The organism is Paenibacillus oryzisoli (assembly GCF_001653565.1).
Taxonomy (GTDB): Bacteria; Bacillota; Bacilli; order Paenibacillales; family NBRC-103111; genus Paenibacillus_E; species Paenibacillus_E oryzisoli.
Window position 1 is genome coordinate 469,393 of record NZ_LYPB01000049.1, and the last position, 14,883, is coordinate 484,275.

Here is a 14,883-nt window from a genome sequence, read left to right on the forward strand (position 1 = left end):
TCATTAATTATTATATAATTATTCACTTATATTAGTAAAGTGAAGATTATGTAAATTAATCTATTCTGACCACGCGAAGAACAAAAAACCTAAAATAGTACCTTGACTTAATGTTTCGGTTTCCAAACGAAAAGACCGCCAGGATGGCGGTCCTTTTTAAGTATCATTTTTTGCCTAGAAGATTATTTCAAGAAGCAAGTTGCGACGTATTTATTATTACTGACCCATTCAAAGCATTGAATGGGTGGCAGCGCGTTCGATCGATAACCTAAAAAAAGAGCTAAGTGAGTAGGACCAGCGAAAAACAGATCTATTTGTTTCGCCTCAATACTCCCAGCAACTGTCGTTATTCCCCTTTTTATTGTTGCGACCGCCGCGTTTGCTTGCTTTGCCGAAACAATAGGCTCCGAGGAATACAAATGCAGTCTTGGGAAATGTGATAGTTCAGTGTTTTGCGTAAAAGCTTCAACTTCGGAAGCAAGATTTTCTTTCATTATGCCTATTGTTACAATTAATCGGTCCCCTGCACCTTCAACATATGTAGGAGTGACCGCATAGTCAGGTGTTTGTGAATTTGCAAGATCATCTGTCGCCCAAAGTTCTCCACGATAATCCATATCCACTGTAAATCCGGCTACTGCCGAAAAAACTTTTCCAATGGCAATCGCGGCGGAGATGCGTCGATTACCTTTTAGCACTATCCTACGTGTATCCCGTTGACTTTTTACCCACTTGGATGTTTCGTACAACTGCGTTATAAGTTTGGAATTCCACTCAGAAGTGGGAGGGTAATTCCTACCTGCCCCTCCGAAAAATAACTCCCATTCAAATTGTAACGTTGTTTCAAGCTTATTAACTTCTTCTGTTTCAGTGGAAATAACGACAGGTTTTGGTGGGATGTGGTATTTCTCATTAATCGCTGATTGCATGGTCGTTTCTATTTGATCCCTCGTGATAGGTCGCGCTTTATTTAATCGAATAAGTGTAAGCAAGTTGCTAAAAACATTTGGAATTTCTTTACCCGGAACCTCACCATACTCTGGTAAATGAAGTTGAATCTGATCTCGAAAGATCCCTCTGGCATTATCCCCATTTGAGATTAAATTCCAATCAGGTTCAATTAATACTTTCTTATAAAGAAATTCTGCCATCTTTTCGTCTTTGCCAAGTTTACGAACACGACCAACATAATCGGAATACGAATTCACAACAACTCCTGAAGAAACTTCATAAAATGACTGCGGATCTCGTACCCTGCGCAATCCGTTTATGAGGGGCTTTATATCTTCAGATATTCCATTGCAACATAGTGTAAATCGTCCGAAAGTACCCGGGCTTCCGATATCCAATTCTTGAAATCGTTCAATTTCTTCCCAAAATTCTTTTGGCTTAACAATATGATTTTTAGCTTCCAGCGCTTCTCGGGTAATACCTTCAGCAGGAGAGAAGAACTTTGCTTCAAAATCGGCTACCCCTTCGCGAATTAATGAATCAAAACCCTCAAATGATAGCCAAAAAGGGATTTTGCAAAGGATCAGGTTTGTTTGAAAATCAAAACCACTCTCTGCCGTATCTCCACCTTGTGATTCAGCTTCAAGCAACGATGGTGTTGGCTTTTTATTATCCGTCATAATGTATCCCCCTCCAATAATAGCTCGCCTGTCATAACTTCAAATCCAGGGGCAAAAAGACTAACACTGCCTGCTAATTCCCCCGCCGCCAATTTGACAATCAAAAGAATGGAAAAATTTGCACCAACGGATGGGTCCTGTACTATCTCCCACATACTTTCTTGATCAAGGCTGCTCGGTATCAACGAAAAAGAGGGGTGAGAGTGCCACTCTCCCAAATAGTTAAATCGGGTGTATTGAAAATCGGTACTTTTAAAAAATGTCCGTAGGGACTGTTTAAGTGACTCCTCCATTTTTCGCACGAAGGAAATCCATGTGCCACCTTGCTGCTGAACTGTGAAATCGCAAATTCGAAACACACTTTCAGATACATGCTCCCCCATTAAGATGCCACCAATTTCACGGGTCCCCGCACTTTTAAGTAAGCCGATCATTCTTTTTCTTATCTTAAATGGCAGAAGGATATTAATCATCTTTTTCCTCCAATAATTTCATAAGAAAGGAAACGTTCTCGGATTGTAATTTGGCATCCACCACAGAAGGTTCCTCATCTTGGAGCAAATGGTCGGTTTGAATCGGTCTCGTGTCAAATGGTTGACTAAAGATCCATCCTTCGGATAAACCAATGAGATACATGGAGTAAGGAAACATCGATTTGTCCGAATGTACTGCAGTATCTACAACAAGGCGTGTTAAATGACTCGCTATAACCGATACATCTGCATCTGATGCAATATATACTTCTCCATCGCTATTTTCAATTGTGTATGGTGCAGGAATAGATGGATTAAAATCTGGCGCGTCGACGGTATACTGATGGTAAGCTTGCCTCATGGCTTGTGGGTTTGGATCACGTCCTGGGCGACTGCGCGCTACAAGCCCTCCAATACCGCCGGCATACACTTCTGTCCAAATCAGAGGTTTTTTGCTCGCGGCAGAAATAGAAGCCAACAAATTGAATACTTGCCCATTTGCCGTTGCATCAACGATAACATCACATGTGCTTATTTTTACAAGCGCACCGTTGACTGCTGCATTCGATTCTTGTCCAGTTAAATTGATACTCGTCGTTTCAACTGCAACAGTTGGTGAAATGTAGCGTAGTTTTTGTGCAATGGCGTCCACTTTATGAAAACCAACATTGCGCCAATCGAGGGAATGTCGTTCAAGATTTCCAACCAAGAACAGATCTTCATCGACCAAATAAAATTTACCGGCTCCCATGCGACAAAGGGATTCTGCCACCTTACTACCTACTGATCCTAAGCCAACGATGGCAATTCGTTTTTCGCTCAACCTTTGGCAAAATTCTGGTGTCCGTTTATTCTTACTATCGTCCATCAAGATCGCTAAGTCGCGCAGTTCATCGTCCGAAAAATAATACAAATGCATCCCTGCTTGTTGATCGATCAGGATGACGCCCTGCACTCTATCTTCACCGTTTGGCTGAGATAATGTAAGCACTACTTCGTCATGTGTTTTAACCAATTCCTGCAGATTTTCAATTGTTTTTATTTCTCGCACTTGCTCAGCTGTAGCAGATGTGCGGTAAACAAGCCATTGTTCCTTACCATAACTTTTTTTAAAAGGTTCTGGCATCTGTGGGTTTTCATAATCGTTGATTTGAAGTACATGATAAACAATGGTTCCAACTTCAACAACATATTTTAATGTCGCATGCCCTACTTTTTTTTCTTCGGTCGCTGATAAATAATCAAACAGAGATTCTGACATGTGCATACGGAAAATTTTACTTCGAAGTGATTGACCAGGCGTTAGAAAATGGCGAGATGGAACGATTCCGTGCTGTTCCGATTGCCCTAGTGGGTTCTCGGCTTCGAGCAGTCGGTAAGTGCTCTCTAGCATTTGCGCGGCTGTTATATCATGATGCCAATTATCTGGTCCCCATTCCAGACATAGGGTACCGTTGGCATATTGATGCTCTGACCATCGTACATCGGAATCGATTGGTGCCACATAAGGAGGTGTGGCAGGGAAAAAGTCAGGATATGTAAGCTTTACTTGGTAAACAAGCTCGTGGGCTCTAATATCTGCTTTTATTGTAAGCCTTGGTTCGATACTCCACATAATACCTACAAGCCAACTTGCATTGGCTTGTAGTCTGTCCATTTCGTTACGCTCATGCGCCAATCGAGACTGATCAGTTAAATACCAAATACCCATTTATGCAAACCCTCCGGGTTTTTTCGGCTCTACCGCACGATTAGGAAATGCAAGCGTTGGTGCTACTGCGCTAGCAAGAAGCGAATTGTTTTGAACTACACTGGATTTCGGGAACCTATCTCCGAATAAAATACGCCATTTATTAATTGACTTGTCCGCGTCTTTCTCATCGATAGCTTCTCTTCCAATTTTGGCATGGGCTTTGACCTTATTATAAAACCCTTCAAAAGCATCAAAAGTCATGCCGGCGGTAACTGAATTGCCACTGACACCCGGATCGCTAATATGCGGGATGCTACCAAGTGAAATATATATCTTGTATTTCTCCACGATCTTTTCTAGGGTCCCAACAAACAATTCACCGTAGTTGGTTTGTTGCCGATCCATACATTCAGCAACGATACACTCAATAACAAATCCCTTAGGCTTTTTAGCGAGAGTTGTGTTCTCCCTTCTCCACCATTTCATCAACTTAACAAGCGGTTTAAAACGTGCGCTACAATCTTGATTTATTTCGGTCGTCCAGACTGTATGTTTCGGAGGATTTGTAATTATCCATTGTTCCTTTTTACGGTCTGGAATATAAAGCGTTCCTTCTATGCCGTTTGGAGCAATAATCGGTACAACATCGATGTCAACTTTATCGGTCTGAATGCCTACTGATCGATTTTGTTTCCGAATGATTGAATACTCGGATCTTAATGTACTGTATAAGGAATCGATCACACTTTGAGGATCGTCGGACAATGTATGTTTTGTAACGATGATGATATCGACATCGGGGCGCGCAACAGTGCCTTCCTTTATTTTAGGACGAATTGCTGTATCTCGTATATATGACCCAGATAAAAACGAACTGACATAATACTTCTTATAAGTAGCGTGTCCACTAAGAAAGTCTCTTACCTTAGTGTGCCCATTGCTTGCATCTGTTTTGGTTGTTTGGCTCGGTTCAATATCAGTTAAAAATGAAGTGAATTGTGTTTGTGTAATCAATTTTCCCGCTCCCTTATTGGATAAATTGGTTTATTTCGACAACTCTTCTAGGCTCAGTATGCTCTTCGCCGTCTTGGACGAGAGTCGCTGTTCCCCATAGCCACGAGCATAAACCCAAGCACACAAAACACGATTAACAGCCAAGAGAAGTATACAAGGAAGTAAAGGCTAGCGATAACAAACAATGCCCCTGCTACGCATAGTAAAATCCGTATCCATAATGTAATCTCGTCACCTATATACGACAGACGGAAGGAAACAATTGCTGCAAAACCGCAGAGTAAAAATGCACTAAATGAAATACAGGTAATTTTCAAATAATGTAATGGACTAGCAAAATAAAACTTTACTAGTTCAGAAAACGTTTCGGGTTTAGGAAGTTCTGAAATCAATGTATACGCGTAGTACGATATCGCGGCTGCTACCGCATATATGATGGCACAGAACCATGGGTTTTTCATTTCATCGATGGCTTCAAGAAAAGAACGCATTCGTAACCTGCTTTCAAAATTAGTTTTAAGTGGCAGGAATTTAGTGAGTGATGTAGAATAACCTTGTATTAACTATTCTGGTTTTTGTTAATGACTTTTGGCGAAGGTTAACAAAAACACACATGCACTACCAAATCCCTGCGATGAAAAGCTTAACTTCGGTTAAGCTTTTTTTCTTTTTCACAACAATCAGTTGAAGCTTGTCCAATACTACTTCTCCTTACGGACTCCTTTAAACGGAGCTGGACTGCTTGTTTTCTGATCCATGATTCTACCGGTATTGCTGTCCCGTTTTACCCAATTACCGTTTGGAGCTTGAAATTGACTCCGATCTCGAACTGCCCCAACTCTTCCTGCACCTGGTTTGCCGTTTGTTGCCATGTTGGCACCTCCTCTCTTGGATATTTTTCCCTTAAGCACATTACTAGATTAACATTATCAAAACAATAATGTCAACACGATTAACAGGTTTATTTTTACATGTCAATGATATTGACATTCAAAGTGAGAAGTAAAAAGTTTTAATGTCAACGTCACAAACATTTATATATTCGAGACTTGCCTCTCATTGACTTTCAATTTTTTGAAGGTAATATTAGTGATAGAAAGACTTTTAATTGGAGCTAAAAAATGATGATCGAAGAATTACTTTACCAAGAAATTGGAAAAAGAATTAAAGCCTACCGCGAGCAGAAAAAATGGACACAAGAAGAACTTGCCGATCGTGTTCATCGTTCAAGAACTTCTATAACTAATATCGAACAAGGAAAACAGCGCTTTCAAATCCATTCCTTATATGAAATTGCGGATACTTTGGGTATTACCCCTTTAGATTTACTTCCACAACCAGGTGAACTCATTACAAATGTTGACTTACCAGAAAATGTGGAAAAACTTGATGCTGATGGTATTGAATTTTTCAAGAAAATGTATTTAAATTCAAAGAAACTGGGGGAAAAATCATGAATATAAATAAAGCAGAGAAAAAAGCCGAACAACTGCTAAACAAATTTAATATTCAAGAATTACCAATACCAGTTGAAGAAATTGCGAAGAATTTAAATATTCATGTACAATACCAACCGTTTGAAGGTGAATTATCCGGGTTACTTTTTCGAAATGAAGACGAGAGTGAAGTAATAATTGGCGTAAACTCTTCTCACTCTTTAAATAGACAACGTTTTACAATTGCACATGAACTTGGTCATTTTCTCTTACATAAAGGTAATGAAATGCATGTCGATCGCGGGTTTAAGTTAAATTTTAGGGATGAAAACTCCGCTAAAGCCATTAACCCAGAAGAGGTCGAAGCGAATGCTTTTGCCGCTGCACTTTTGATGCCAAAACAATTTCTTATAGAAGCAATTCAAGAAAAGTTAGATGGGGAAATTGATTTACTTAACAATGAATCAAAACAGTTCACTGAAATAGCTGAACAATTTAAAGTAAGTCAACAAGCATTATTTATTCGTTTAGGTAAAATTGGTGTAATTTAAATTATGACTTAGCAAAAAGAGGCAATCTTTTAGATTGTCTCTTTTTTCATACATTTTTAATTTTAGGATACTTCATCTATTAATTTTAGCAAATGATTTCCGTTAATAAGCCTAATCGGCTTGTCTTTTACATAATCAATTGCCGGATTCGTAAAGTTCCCTGTTGTGATATAAAATCCTTCTTTTGCACGCTCATCAATGATTGCACTGTGGAATTTTTGGATTTCAGGGCGCCCAACTTTTGTTTCGTTGTAACGTTTACATTCAACAATCGATAAAACACCATCCTTCGTGAGAATGATGTCTTTGCCACCATCACCTGTACGCTTTGTAACTTTCGCCTTGTATCCCTTCCGCCTATAGAGGTCAGCAATATATTCTTCAAACGCATAAGGATTCATACTTTTTAATTCATTTAAAGTACGATAATGACGAATATGTTTAATTTGACGTTGTGTCTCTTCTAGGTTTTTTTTGAATAGCTTTTCTTCCTGATTCAATTTCCACTTTACTTCCTCTTCTTTTCTTCTTTCTTCTCTCCTGGACTTCATTTGGTAAATCAGTATTATAAAAATGGCAGTAACACAAATAAATAAAACTATCCCCAATGCCCATTGAGTTCGTGAAATGTGTGTAATAAATACAACAAAATAGTTAATCTTCTCCAAACTCCATCTCTTAAATGCCTTTAATACAAACGAAGCAATCAATGCGAAAATAACAATCGTACCTAATGCTTCGAGAGCATTGTTATTACTTCCACGTCTTCTCCCCATTGCAACACCCGCCAAATTAGTAGTTGTCTAATCATATGTGGACTAGGGTTATATAATTAGTGGCATCTCTTAAAAATCTTTATGCTCTACATATTCGGTGAAAATAAAGTATTTATCTCACGTGGTGGTCCCTCAACTACCGGGCAGCAGATATGTTAAATATTGAATATTAGTTGCTTCAACAGGGGATGTTGTTATTGTATAACAGACCCATTTTTGGCTGGAGGAGCAATATGAGGAAAACTGGATTATTTCTTATGGGATTGGTTTGTCTGACATTGTTAAATCCTTTTCTACCGCAGTTAAGAGCGAAAATGTCCGTATTCTCTCCACAAGATATGATTCGTATCTCGGATTATATTGTTGTTGGAGAAATTAAAAAAGACGTTACTACAAAAAAACGAGATGCAGAAAATACAGCTACACACAAGGAAGTAACGATATCAATCGAGTCCGTCCTAAAAGGCGATATGGCTCAAAAGGAAATTGTATTACAGAACGATATTCGAACAGATATCATGCGTACAGATGGTGTTGACTTTAATTTCCCCAAAAAAGGCACAAAAGTTATGCTGTTGTTAAGGAATTATGAAAGTAGCGGAATATCACTAGCGTATGCTAATAGTATTTGTGTAATTAAAAAAGGCAAAGTTCAAGTATATGATGGTATGAGATTTGGTAACAATGATGTAATCTTTGAACCAAATGATTATGAGAAAGCATACCAAACCTTTTACGACAAACGGAAACGAGAGATTAGCGGTGAGACATTTAAGCCTCTTTCAGTGAATCCAGAATATATAATTGTAATGAAAAAGCAACCTCCAAATAAGGTTCTTGGAAGTTTAGTTCTTCTAGGTGAGCAAGCTAATCAGATTGTAAATGAAATCAACACATCCCATAAATTGATTGCATCAAAAAGTTGTGATCCTTCAAATGATTCGTTTGATGTGGTTGTTCATTATAAAAAAGGATTAAAAGATCGTAATTTTACTGTTTTTAATTGCCCAGGAACGATAGACCAAGCAAGTGGGATAATGATTGAACCAGGAATATCAGTTCAAAACTTTGATAAACTATTTAAGCAATAATGAATCGTTCAACTAACGTGAATGAGAGTTAAATATTTGTTACATGATTGAAATCTTATTTTCATCTGGCATTAATCATTAAAGATGATAATAAAAGTCGACCCCCTTTAAAATAAACTTAGACCCACAGCCCGTTGCTGTGGGTCTCTTTTTGTTAAGCTAAAGGGCAGTTTAACGTGTTGGTAGCTTGAGATTTTGAATATTATGAATCTACTAACTTCTTGGAGCCCATAGCATTATAGACACGCCTACAATGCAAACAGCAGCGCCTATCCAATCGTACATATCGGGTGTTTTTTTATCGATAAACATACCCCAATGCACAGCAAGAACAACAAACACGCCGCCGTATGCTGCGTAGACTCGACCAAATGATGGGAAACTCTGCAACGTTGGAATGATGCCATAAGCGACAAGGATGAGGCTTCCGAAGATACCATACCAGAGAGGCTTTGACTCCCGCAACCATAGCCATACCATGTACCCACCGCCAATTTCGGCAAGTCCTGCGATAATGAATATTAAGATAGTTAAGAACAAAATCATTTACTCCTTTCGCTATGAACAAGTGCCGGTGGTCTTTATTTTATCAAAGCATTCAGACCAAGTGAGGCATTTGCATTTTAAGCCATCGTCTAAAATTTGAATCATCGAATTAATTTGTTTCTTTTTCTCTTCAAGCTGAGCGCGTTTTTCTCTAGCCATCTCTTCCCATCTATCCGATGTAGGGATTGTTTCAAATCCTTCAAGCAAAACCGCAATTTCTGGAATCGTAAACCCGGTATGCTGTGCTATTTTTATAAATGTAATTCGCTCCAAAAGGCTCTCGCTATAGCGACGCTGACCATTTTTACGGTCTGTATTTGGTAACAGTCCAATGGATTCATAATATCGAAGGGTCGATGGATTCACATCTGCTTTAGCTGCTAGTTGACCAATACTAAGTTCTGACATTTATATGCACCTCACTTGACTTAAAGTAAGCTTTAAGTATTATGATGTAATTATAATATTAATAAGGTGGTGGCGTAAATGAAAAAAAGTGAATGGTTAGCAGGGCTTGGTATTCTTGGAGCATGCGCGCTTTGTTGTGCAGTGCCTTTACTTGGTGGCGCAGCTGTTCTTGGCATATCTTCTTTCTTTTTAAATCCTGTAGTGATTGCGATATTGGCTCTCGTTCTTATTACGGTGGCAGTTGTTGTATATCAGCGCCGAAAGGCAAATGGAACATCTTGCATGAAGCCAGGTTGCAACTGCAAGTCTTGTGCTAGTGGAAGGAGCTAAGCATATGAAAAATGAAGTGCCTGTTGCTTGCTGCCACTCCGTTTTTACGAAAGTAGAGCGGATGAATTACAAAGATGCTTGGGGCGAATTAGAAAAAAGAAGGACGGCTGTAATGGAGATTGAAGCAGGTTTCCAATATCAATTTCCCGGCGACTCGGAAACGCTTCGCATTCTGTATGATTGGATTAGTCTAGAGAGGAAATGCTGTCCGTTTTTAACTTTTACGGTGACAGCAAGTAGCGAAGATGAGCCTGTTTTCCTTCAATTAACTGGAACCGAAGATGCAAAATCATTCTTACGTTCAGAAATCAACGATATGATTACTTTGATTACTACAACGAACGATAGATAGTGTGTACTTAATAATTATGAGAGCAAATCATTAAGTTAACGATGAACGTTTGTTCAAAAAAACAGCAGCATTCTAGGACTTTATTTTCTAGTCCATGGCTACTGCTGTTTTGTATTTCTGAGTCAGTCTAATACTTTATTATCACAGTATAGTATACTCCATAGACCCGTTGATTAAAAAAGGAGCCACAATGAGCTTGCCCATCATGGCTCCTGTTGTCTCCAATTTTCTAATCATTTATATCGAAATTAAACCAATCTCGATATCCCGCTCTCCCTTTACAATTACTTTTTCCACCAAAGTGTGTAACAGTGGTTTAGCTTCTTCAATCGGCAAAACATCTATTGCATCGACGACTGTTTTTATTCGATTTTGTACTAAAGATTCAAGCTCCTTAACATCGTAGACGTGTACCTCATCTTCCTGATAGTTATTGAGCAGCTCCTGTACTTCATCATACCTGACTTTTTCTTGTTTCAAGTCATCAATTTCAATTAATCCACTGCTGTAAGCTTCAACCTTTCGATTGTACCTTGCTTTTGAAGACTGCACTTTCTTCTCTAGTTCAGTACGCTTGTTTTCAGCAAATTTTCTTCTCATGGATAGGGAAATAGATGGAATGCATTTTTCAAAGAGTATCCCTAATCCTTCTTTAAACCAAGCTTCAACTTCATCAGCTCGATATTGTTTGCTGATACACATGCCTTTGTTTTTATTTGCAGAGCATCGATATACTCTATATCGTCGATCCTTGGAACCAGAGTTCGATACACTCATTCCATAACCGCAATGCCCGCATTTTAGGAGACCACCCAGCAAATGTGGGCTAGATACAGCTCGCGGCGCAACGCCTGGATTTAATGCCATTTTCCTTTGCACATGATCCCAGGTTTCTTTATCAACGATAACTGGCACGCAATTGTCAACCACTACCCAGTCTTTCTCATCCTTCTCTTCTCTCTTTTTCTTCTTCGCATTCACACGATTCCAAACAAGCGTTCCCTTGTAGGCAGGATTCAGTAACATCAACTTTACAGTTCGATGAGACCACCCTCTCTCATACTTGGCTTCCACGCCTTCCTTATTTAAACCTGTAGCAATTCTCAAGTAGGAGTAACCCTTGCGCAGATACTCGTTAAAAATTCTGCGAACAATAACTTCTTCTTCTTGATTAATAGCAAGTTCTTTATCAATTAGATCATACCCGTAAGGTGGCTGCGTGAGCCATTTCCCTCCTTTTGAAGCATGAAACATGTTTTCAAATACACGTTCACTATTACGTTCACGTTCGAATTCAGCAACAGCACCCAAAACTTGAAGTGTTAATCTCCCAGCTGGTGTATTTGTATCAAATGACTCAGAAATCGAAACAAATGAAACGTTATAATCCTGAAACAGTTCAATTAGGTTAAGCAAATCAAGAAGCTTACGACTCATCCGGTCTAACTTAGTTACGATGACTTTCGAAATTAAGCCCTCTTTTACTTCTGATAATAATTCGTTTAATTTTGGGCGATCAATGCTTTTAGCAGAATATCCATCCTCAATAAATACCTTAACCTCTGTTGTCCAGCCTAATGCCTTACAATAAGATTTAAGGCGATCTTCTTGTTCTCCAAGTGATAAGCCTTCCCTTGCTTGTTCATCGGTTGATACACGAACGTAGATTGCCAGATATCGCGTTGCCACTTCACCTTTGATGTCCTTATGTTCTTGAGTCTTCTTCATCCTTGTACCACCACCACTAATAGCTTATTACTGAAACGTATTTTCAATGAAATAAAAAGGCTAGTCTCGCCCCCTCAATGCATAGATATGTAATGAGGTGATCCTTTGGAGCCCATCCGTGTTACTTTCAGCGTAACAAGTGAACATGGAACCACCTCCTTCAAAGGTCTAGATGAACTGCAACCAGAGTTTCAAGAGGATTTGATCAGTTGGGCTCAACTACTTATTCATACAGCATCTCAATCCCTATTAGCAGAACACATCGGACCTGAAGACGCAGATCAACTGACCTTCTCTATTACATGTAAACTTTGAGGGGGGCGAGCCGATATCGGCTCGTTTTTTTATTTAAAGTCTTATTTATTTATTAAGCTCCTTAGTGAACGGAAGGCTGGGCATCATACTGGCATCAACACATCCTGCGTGAAATGGATTTGACCGAGGAAGAAACGATCGAATACTCCAAGCTGAACTCCTCCGTCGTCGTTCCCTCTCGCCATTCCCTAAATCCTTATTATCTGGGTGTCAAAATATTCGAGGACATCGAGAAACACTGGGATGCACCAACAGAAGAGGAAATCCGCAGATTCGGTCGTGTACCTGGGCAAGGTCGGAAGAAGATCTTCGAAGTTCGCGAATACGAGTCAGATACTTCGTTTATCCGTAACTATTTGAATAAGCCGCTAGTTGAAGAACTAGATCTGTACGTGTTCGAGAAGAAAGGGCCTGAGTGGAAAATAACAGACAAAACGTGGGAAAATACGCGGGATCAGCTCATTTACTCCCGAGTAAACGGCGGTTTTCCCTACATCGTCGTGGAGGATGGCGATTATCAGCGCAACGGCGAGTTGTATCTGAAGCATGCTTTTGAAGGCGTGGAGCTGGATCTGAAATATGTCGAGCGAACGCTGCCATATATTTATAAGCTGTGGGGTAAAACCATTCATATGCATACGATGGTGGAGGATAAGCCAGTGTTGTTTAGTTTTGATGGGAAGAAGCATCATCGGAGATTCTTGTGAGAGAAAGCCCAACCCGTGAAGGGTTGGGCTTTTGAGGTTTTCTTGTATAACAAGCTCCTAATTCCTCACTTTAATTAATCTCACTAAAAATAGCAGACCAATATTCCGATATAGAAAGGGTCAGATACTCAGAAATTAAGGAGGAACCTCATGGACATTCCAGCTATGTCAATGTCATTTGCCCAGAACGATTTATCCCAAGCAGTTGGAATAAGCGTATTGAAAATGGCGAAAGAACAAATGACGGAACAAGGCCAGCAAATGGTCCAATTAATTGAACGCAGTGTACAGCCGAACTTAGGTGGCAATCTTGATATAAAAGTTTAAAGCAAATAAGGGATCTACGTTCGCCTTCGGCGATGTAGATCCCTTACTTATTCCCACTTATTCTAGGCTAAATAACATATTTAGCGGCATCTGCAAATCTTTAAATATGAAGGAATGGATTGTATCCCCTTCTGTATATAAATGCTGTACCTGGTAGCTGCCATCCTTCAGCCAGTATACGTGAACTGTTCGATTTCCTGGATCGACAATCCAATACTCCTGTACCCCATATTTCTGATATAGATTGAACTTCTCATTAAAGTCTTTCAATGCCGTAGATGGGGACAACACTTCAATGATTAAAGTTGGAGCACCTTGGCAGCCATTTTTTGCAATTTGATCCTTCGAGCAAACGACCGAGAGATCGGGTTGAGCGACATGATCAGGCGACTTATATTCTTCACTTTCGCTAAAAAACACATCGAATGGAGCCACAAAAACAAAGCAATTCCGATTCTGTAAAAAAGTCCGTAGAGCATAATAAAGCTCTCCTACAATATATTGATGCAATGATGTCGGAGCCGGTGACATGTTATAGGATTTGCCATTAATTAACTCCCATGCTCCGTCCCATGTCAGCCAATCTTGATAGGTGTGAAATTTCTTCTCATCTGGATTTGACACGATGTTGGGCCTCCTTCTGATTGTGTTTATCGTGTACTAATTGTAGCACGATCAAGTGAGTCGTTGCCAATTTTCACACTCGCGGCTCCTATATGACTGAGCATTACCTGATGAAGTTGCAACCATGCATAAACCAACGAACTAAAGCTAACATTAACGAAGTTACATTACCTCAACATCAAAGGAGACTTCGTTATGCAGCAGCAAATACAACCCAATTCCCCTACGCAAACTACGCTGTCTACAAACCACGGCGGTCATGAGCTTTTTGATTTACATGAAGTGTTGGCCTGTACCATTAATGTATTGGATCAATTCATGATGTTCAGGCAGTTTGTACAAGACAGCGAGCTGCTGGACATTCTGGATCGTCAATACCAGTTCACGCTTGCCCAATACAATCTAACGGTTAAGTGTTTCACAACAGGGCAAAAGCCAAGCCAAGAAACGTCCACGTACATGATTCGGCAATTATCGGATCCAATCTATGGCATTCAACCGTCCCAACCGAAAAAGCCAAACCAGTCACTCTCTGATGTGAAAGATGCGGGGATAAGCGGGCATATGCTCGGTCTGGTCAAAACACATGCCTCGTTGCTAACCATGACAGCAGTAGAAGTGACGAATCCCGTCGTTCGGCGTGTATTAGCTTCTCAGGTGCAAAATTTCATCGAAATGGCTTATGAAATCTTTCTATATCAAAATAGACTGGCCTATTATCAGGTGCCACAATTAGAAGCTTCGGATATGCAAAGCATGCTGACAGCATTCGTTCCCGCAGCTGGTACACCACAAATGCCCCCAAATAACAGAGGGGCATCCTCTGTGCACTAGGTAACAGCTTATGAAGCCCAGCAGCGGCCTTAAGGCAGCTGTTTGGG

19 protein-coding genes and 1 pseudogene are annotated in these 14,883 nt (G+C 39.8%); 9 read left to right on the plus strand and 11 right to left on the minus strand.

Annotation, left to right across the window (positions count from 1 at the left end; translation table 11 throughout):
• Positions 1 to 182: 182 nt before the first annotated feature.
• The 6 genes from cap4 to A8708_RS35785 form a co-directional block, all read right to left on the minus strand.
• Entirely contained in the window at positions 183 to 1,631 is a 1,449-nt protein-coding gene (gene cap4, locus A8708_RS08035) for a CD-NTase-associated endodeoxyribonuclease Cap4 (RefSeq protein ID WP_068662960.1), read from the minus strand.
• Positions 1,628 to 2,104, minus strand: a complete 477-nt coding sequence (locus tag A8708_RS08040; RefSeq protein WP_068662961.1) for a Mov34/MPN/PAD-1 family protein — start codon at positions 2,102 to 2,104, stop codon at positions 1,628 to 1,630. The genes cap4 and A8708_RS08040 overlap by 4 nt, the downstream gene beginning before the upstream one ends.
• Entirely contained in the window at positions 2,097 to 3,815 is a 1,719-nt protein-coding gene (locus A8708_RS08045) for a ThiF family adenylyltransferase (RefSeq protein ID WP_068662962.1), read from the minus strand. The genes A8708_RS08040 and A8708_RS08045 overlap by 8 nt, the downstream gene beginning before the upstream one ends.
• Entirely contained in the window at positions 3,816 to 4,811 is a 996-nt protein-coding gene (locus tag A8708_RS08050; RefSeq protein ID WP_068662963.1) for an SMODS domain-containing nucleotidyltransferase, read from the minus strand.
• Between the two features lie 53 nt (positions 4,812 to 4,864).
• On the minus strand, positions 4,865 to 5,302 hold the full coding sequence (locus A8708_RS35780; protein ID WP_167355859.1) for a hypothetical protein: 438 nt from the start codon (positions 5,300 to 5,302) through the stop codon (positions 4,865 to 4,867).
• Positions 5,303 to 5,512: 210 nt separating this feature from the next.
• Complete coding sequence (locus A8708_RS35785) at positions 5,513 to 5,683, minus strand: hypothetical protein (RefSeq protein WP_167355860.1); 171 nt, start codon at positions 5,681 to 5,683, stop codon at positions 5,513 to 5,515.
• Between the two features lie 252 nt (positions 5,684 to 5,935).
• Here A8708_RS35785 and A8708_RS08055 point away from each other — a divergent pair, with 252 nt between their 5' ends.
• Together A8708_RS08055 and A8708_RS08060 are read left to right on the plus strand one after the other, a co-directional pair.
• Complete coding sequence (locus tag A8708_RS08055) at positions 5,936 to 6,268, plus strand: helix-turn-helix domain-containing protein (protein ID WP_204787485.1); 333 nt, start codon at positions 5,936 to 5,938, stop codon at positions 6,266 to 6,268.
• Positions 6,265 to 6,798 (plus strand): ImmA/IrrE family metallo-endopeptidase, encoded by a 534-nt coding sequence (locus A8708_RS08060; protein ID WP_068662965.1) that lies wholly within the window; start codon positions 6,265 to 6,267, stop codon positions 6,796 to 6,798. The genes A8708_RS08055 and A8708_RS08060 overlap by 4 nt, the downstream gene beginning before the upstream one ends.
• Before the next feature lie 62 nt (positions 6,799 to 6,860).
• Here the strand turns inward: A8708_RS08060 and A8708_RS34740 are convergent, their stop codons facing one another.
• Positions 6,861 to 7,574 (minus strand): restriction endonuclease, encoded by a 714-nt coding sequence (locus A8708_RS34740; protein WP_082927338.1) that lies wholly within the window; start codon positions 7,572 to 7,574, stop codon positions 6,861 to 6,863.
• 233 nt (positions 7,575 to 7,807) lie between these two features.
• Here A8708_RS34740 and A8708_RS08070 point away from each other — a divergent pair, with 233 nt between their 5' ends.
• Positions 7,808 to 8,665, plus strand: a complete 858-nt coding sequence (locus tag A8708_RS08070; RefSeq protein WP_068662966.1) for a hypothetical protein — start codon at positions 7,808 to 7,810, stop codon at positions 8,663 to 8,665.
• A gap of 213 nt (positions 8,666 to 8,878) precedes the next feature.
• Here the strand turns inward: A8708_RS08070 and A8708_RS08075 are convergent, their stop codons facing one another.
• Positions 8,879 to 9,211: a YnfA family protein gene (locus tag A8708_RS08075; protein ID WP_068662967.1), complete on the minus strand. Its 333-nt coding sequence runs from the start codon at positions 9,209 to 9,211 to the stop codon at positions 8,879 to 8,881.
• 12 nt (positions 9,212 to 9,223) lie between these two features.
• Positions 9,224 to 9,619, minus strand: coding sequence for a MerR family transcriptional regulator (locus tag A8708_RS08080; RefSeq protein ID WP_057304368.1), 396 nt, complete (start codon positions 9,617 to 9,619; stop codon positions 9,224 to 9,226).
• A 78-nt stretch (positions 9,620 to 9,697) separates the two neighbouring features.
• Here A8708_RS08080 and A8708_RS08085 point away from each other — a divergent pair, with 78 nt between their 5' ends.
• Positions 9,698 to 9,949: a hypothetical protein gene (locus A8708_RS08085; RefSeq protein WP_068662968.1), complete on the plus strand. Its 252-nt coding sequence runs from the start codon at positions 9,698 to 9,700 to the stop codon at positions 9,947 to 9,949.
• 4 nt (positions 9,950 to 9,953) lie between these two features.
• Positions 9,954 to 10,301, plus strand: coding sequence for a hypothetical protein (locus A8708_RS08090; RefSeq protein ID WP_239696588.1), 348 nt, complete (start codon positions 9,954 to 9,956; stop codon positions 10,299 to 10,301).
• Positions 10,302 to 10,538: 237 nt separating this feature from the next.
• Here A8708_RS08090 and A8708_RS08095 read toward each other — a convergent pair whose 3' ends face one another.
• A complete protein-coding gene (locus A8708_RS08095) occupies positions 10,539 to 12,029 on the minus strand; it encodes a recombinase family protein (RefSeq protein WP_068662969.1) in 1,491 nt (496 codons plus the stop codon).
• 105 nt (positions 12,030 to 12,134) lie between these two features.
• Here A8708_RS08095 and A8708_RS08100 point away from each other — a divergent pair, with 105 nt between their 5' ends.
• From A8708_RS08100 to A8708_RS08110, 3 genes and pseudogenes are all read left to right on the plus strand, one after another.
• Positions 12,135 to 12,344, plus strand: coding sequence for a hypothetical protein (locus A8708_RS08100; RefSeq protein ID WP_068662970.1), 210 nt, complete (start codon positions 12,135 to 12,137; stop codon positions 12,342 to 12,344).
• Positions 12,345 to 12,415: 71 nt separating this feature from the next.
• Positions 12,416 to 13,051, plus strand: a pseudogene (locus A8708_RS08105) (SpoVR family protein); the annotation flags it as partial.
• A 150-nt stretch (positions 13,052 to 13,201) separates the two neighbouring features.
• On the plus strand, positions 13,202 to 13,378 hold the full coding sequence (locus tag A8708_RS08110) for a YjfB family protein (protein ID WP_068662971.1): 177 nt from the start codon (positions 13,202 to 13,204) through the stop codon (positions 13,376 to 13,378).
• Positions 13,379 to 13,435: 57 nt separating this feature from the next.
• Here A8708_RS08110 and A8708_RS08115 read toward each other — a convergent pair whose 3' ends face one another.
• Positions 13,436 to 14,002: a Uma2 family endonuclease gene (locus A8708_RS08115; RefSeq protein WP_420848537.1), complete on the minus strand. Its 567-nt coding sequence runs from the start codon at positions 14,000 to 14,002 to the stop codon at positions 13,436 to 13,438.
• Positions 14,003 to 14,197: 195 nt separating this feature from the next.
• On the opposite strand from A8708_RS08115, the gene A8708_RS08120 reads away from it, so the two are divergent.
• Complete coding sequence (locus tag A8708_RS08120; protein ID WP_068662973.1) at positions 14,198 to 14,836, plus strand: spore coat protein; 639 nt, start codon at positions 14,198 to 14,200, stop codon at positions 14,834 to 14,836.
• The last annotated feature ends 47 nt before the right edge of the window (positions 14,837 to 14,883 follow it).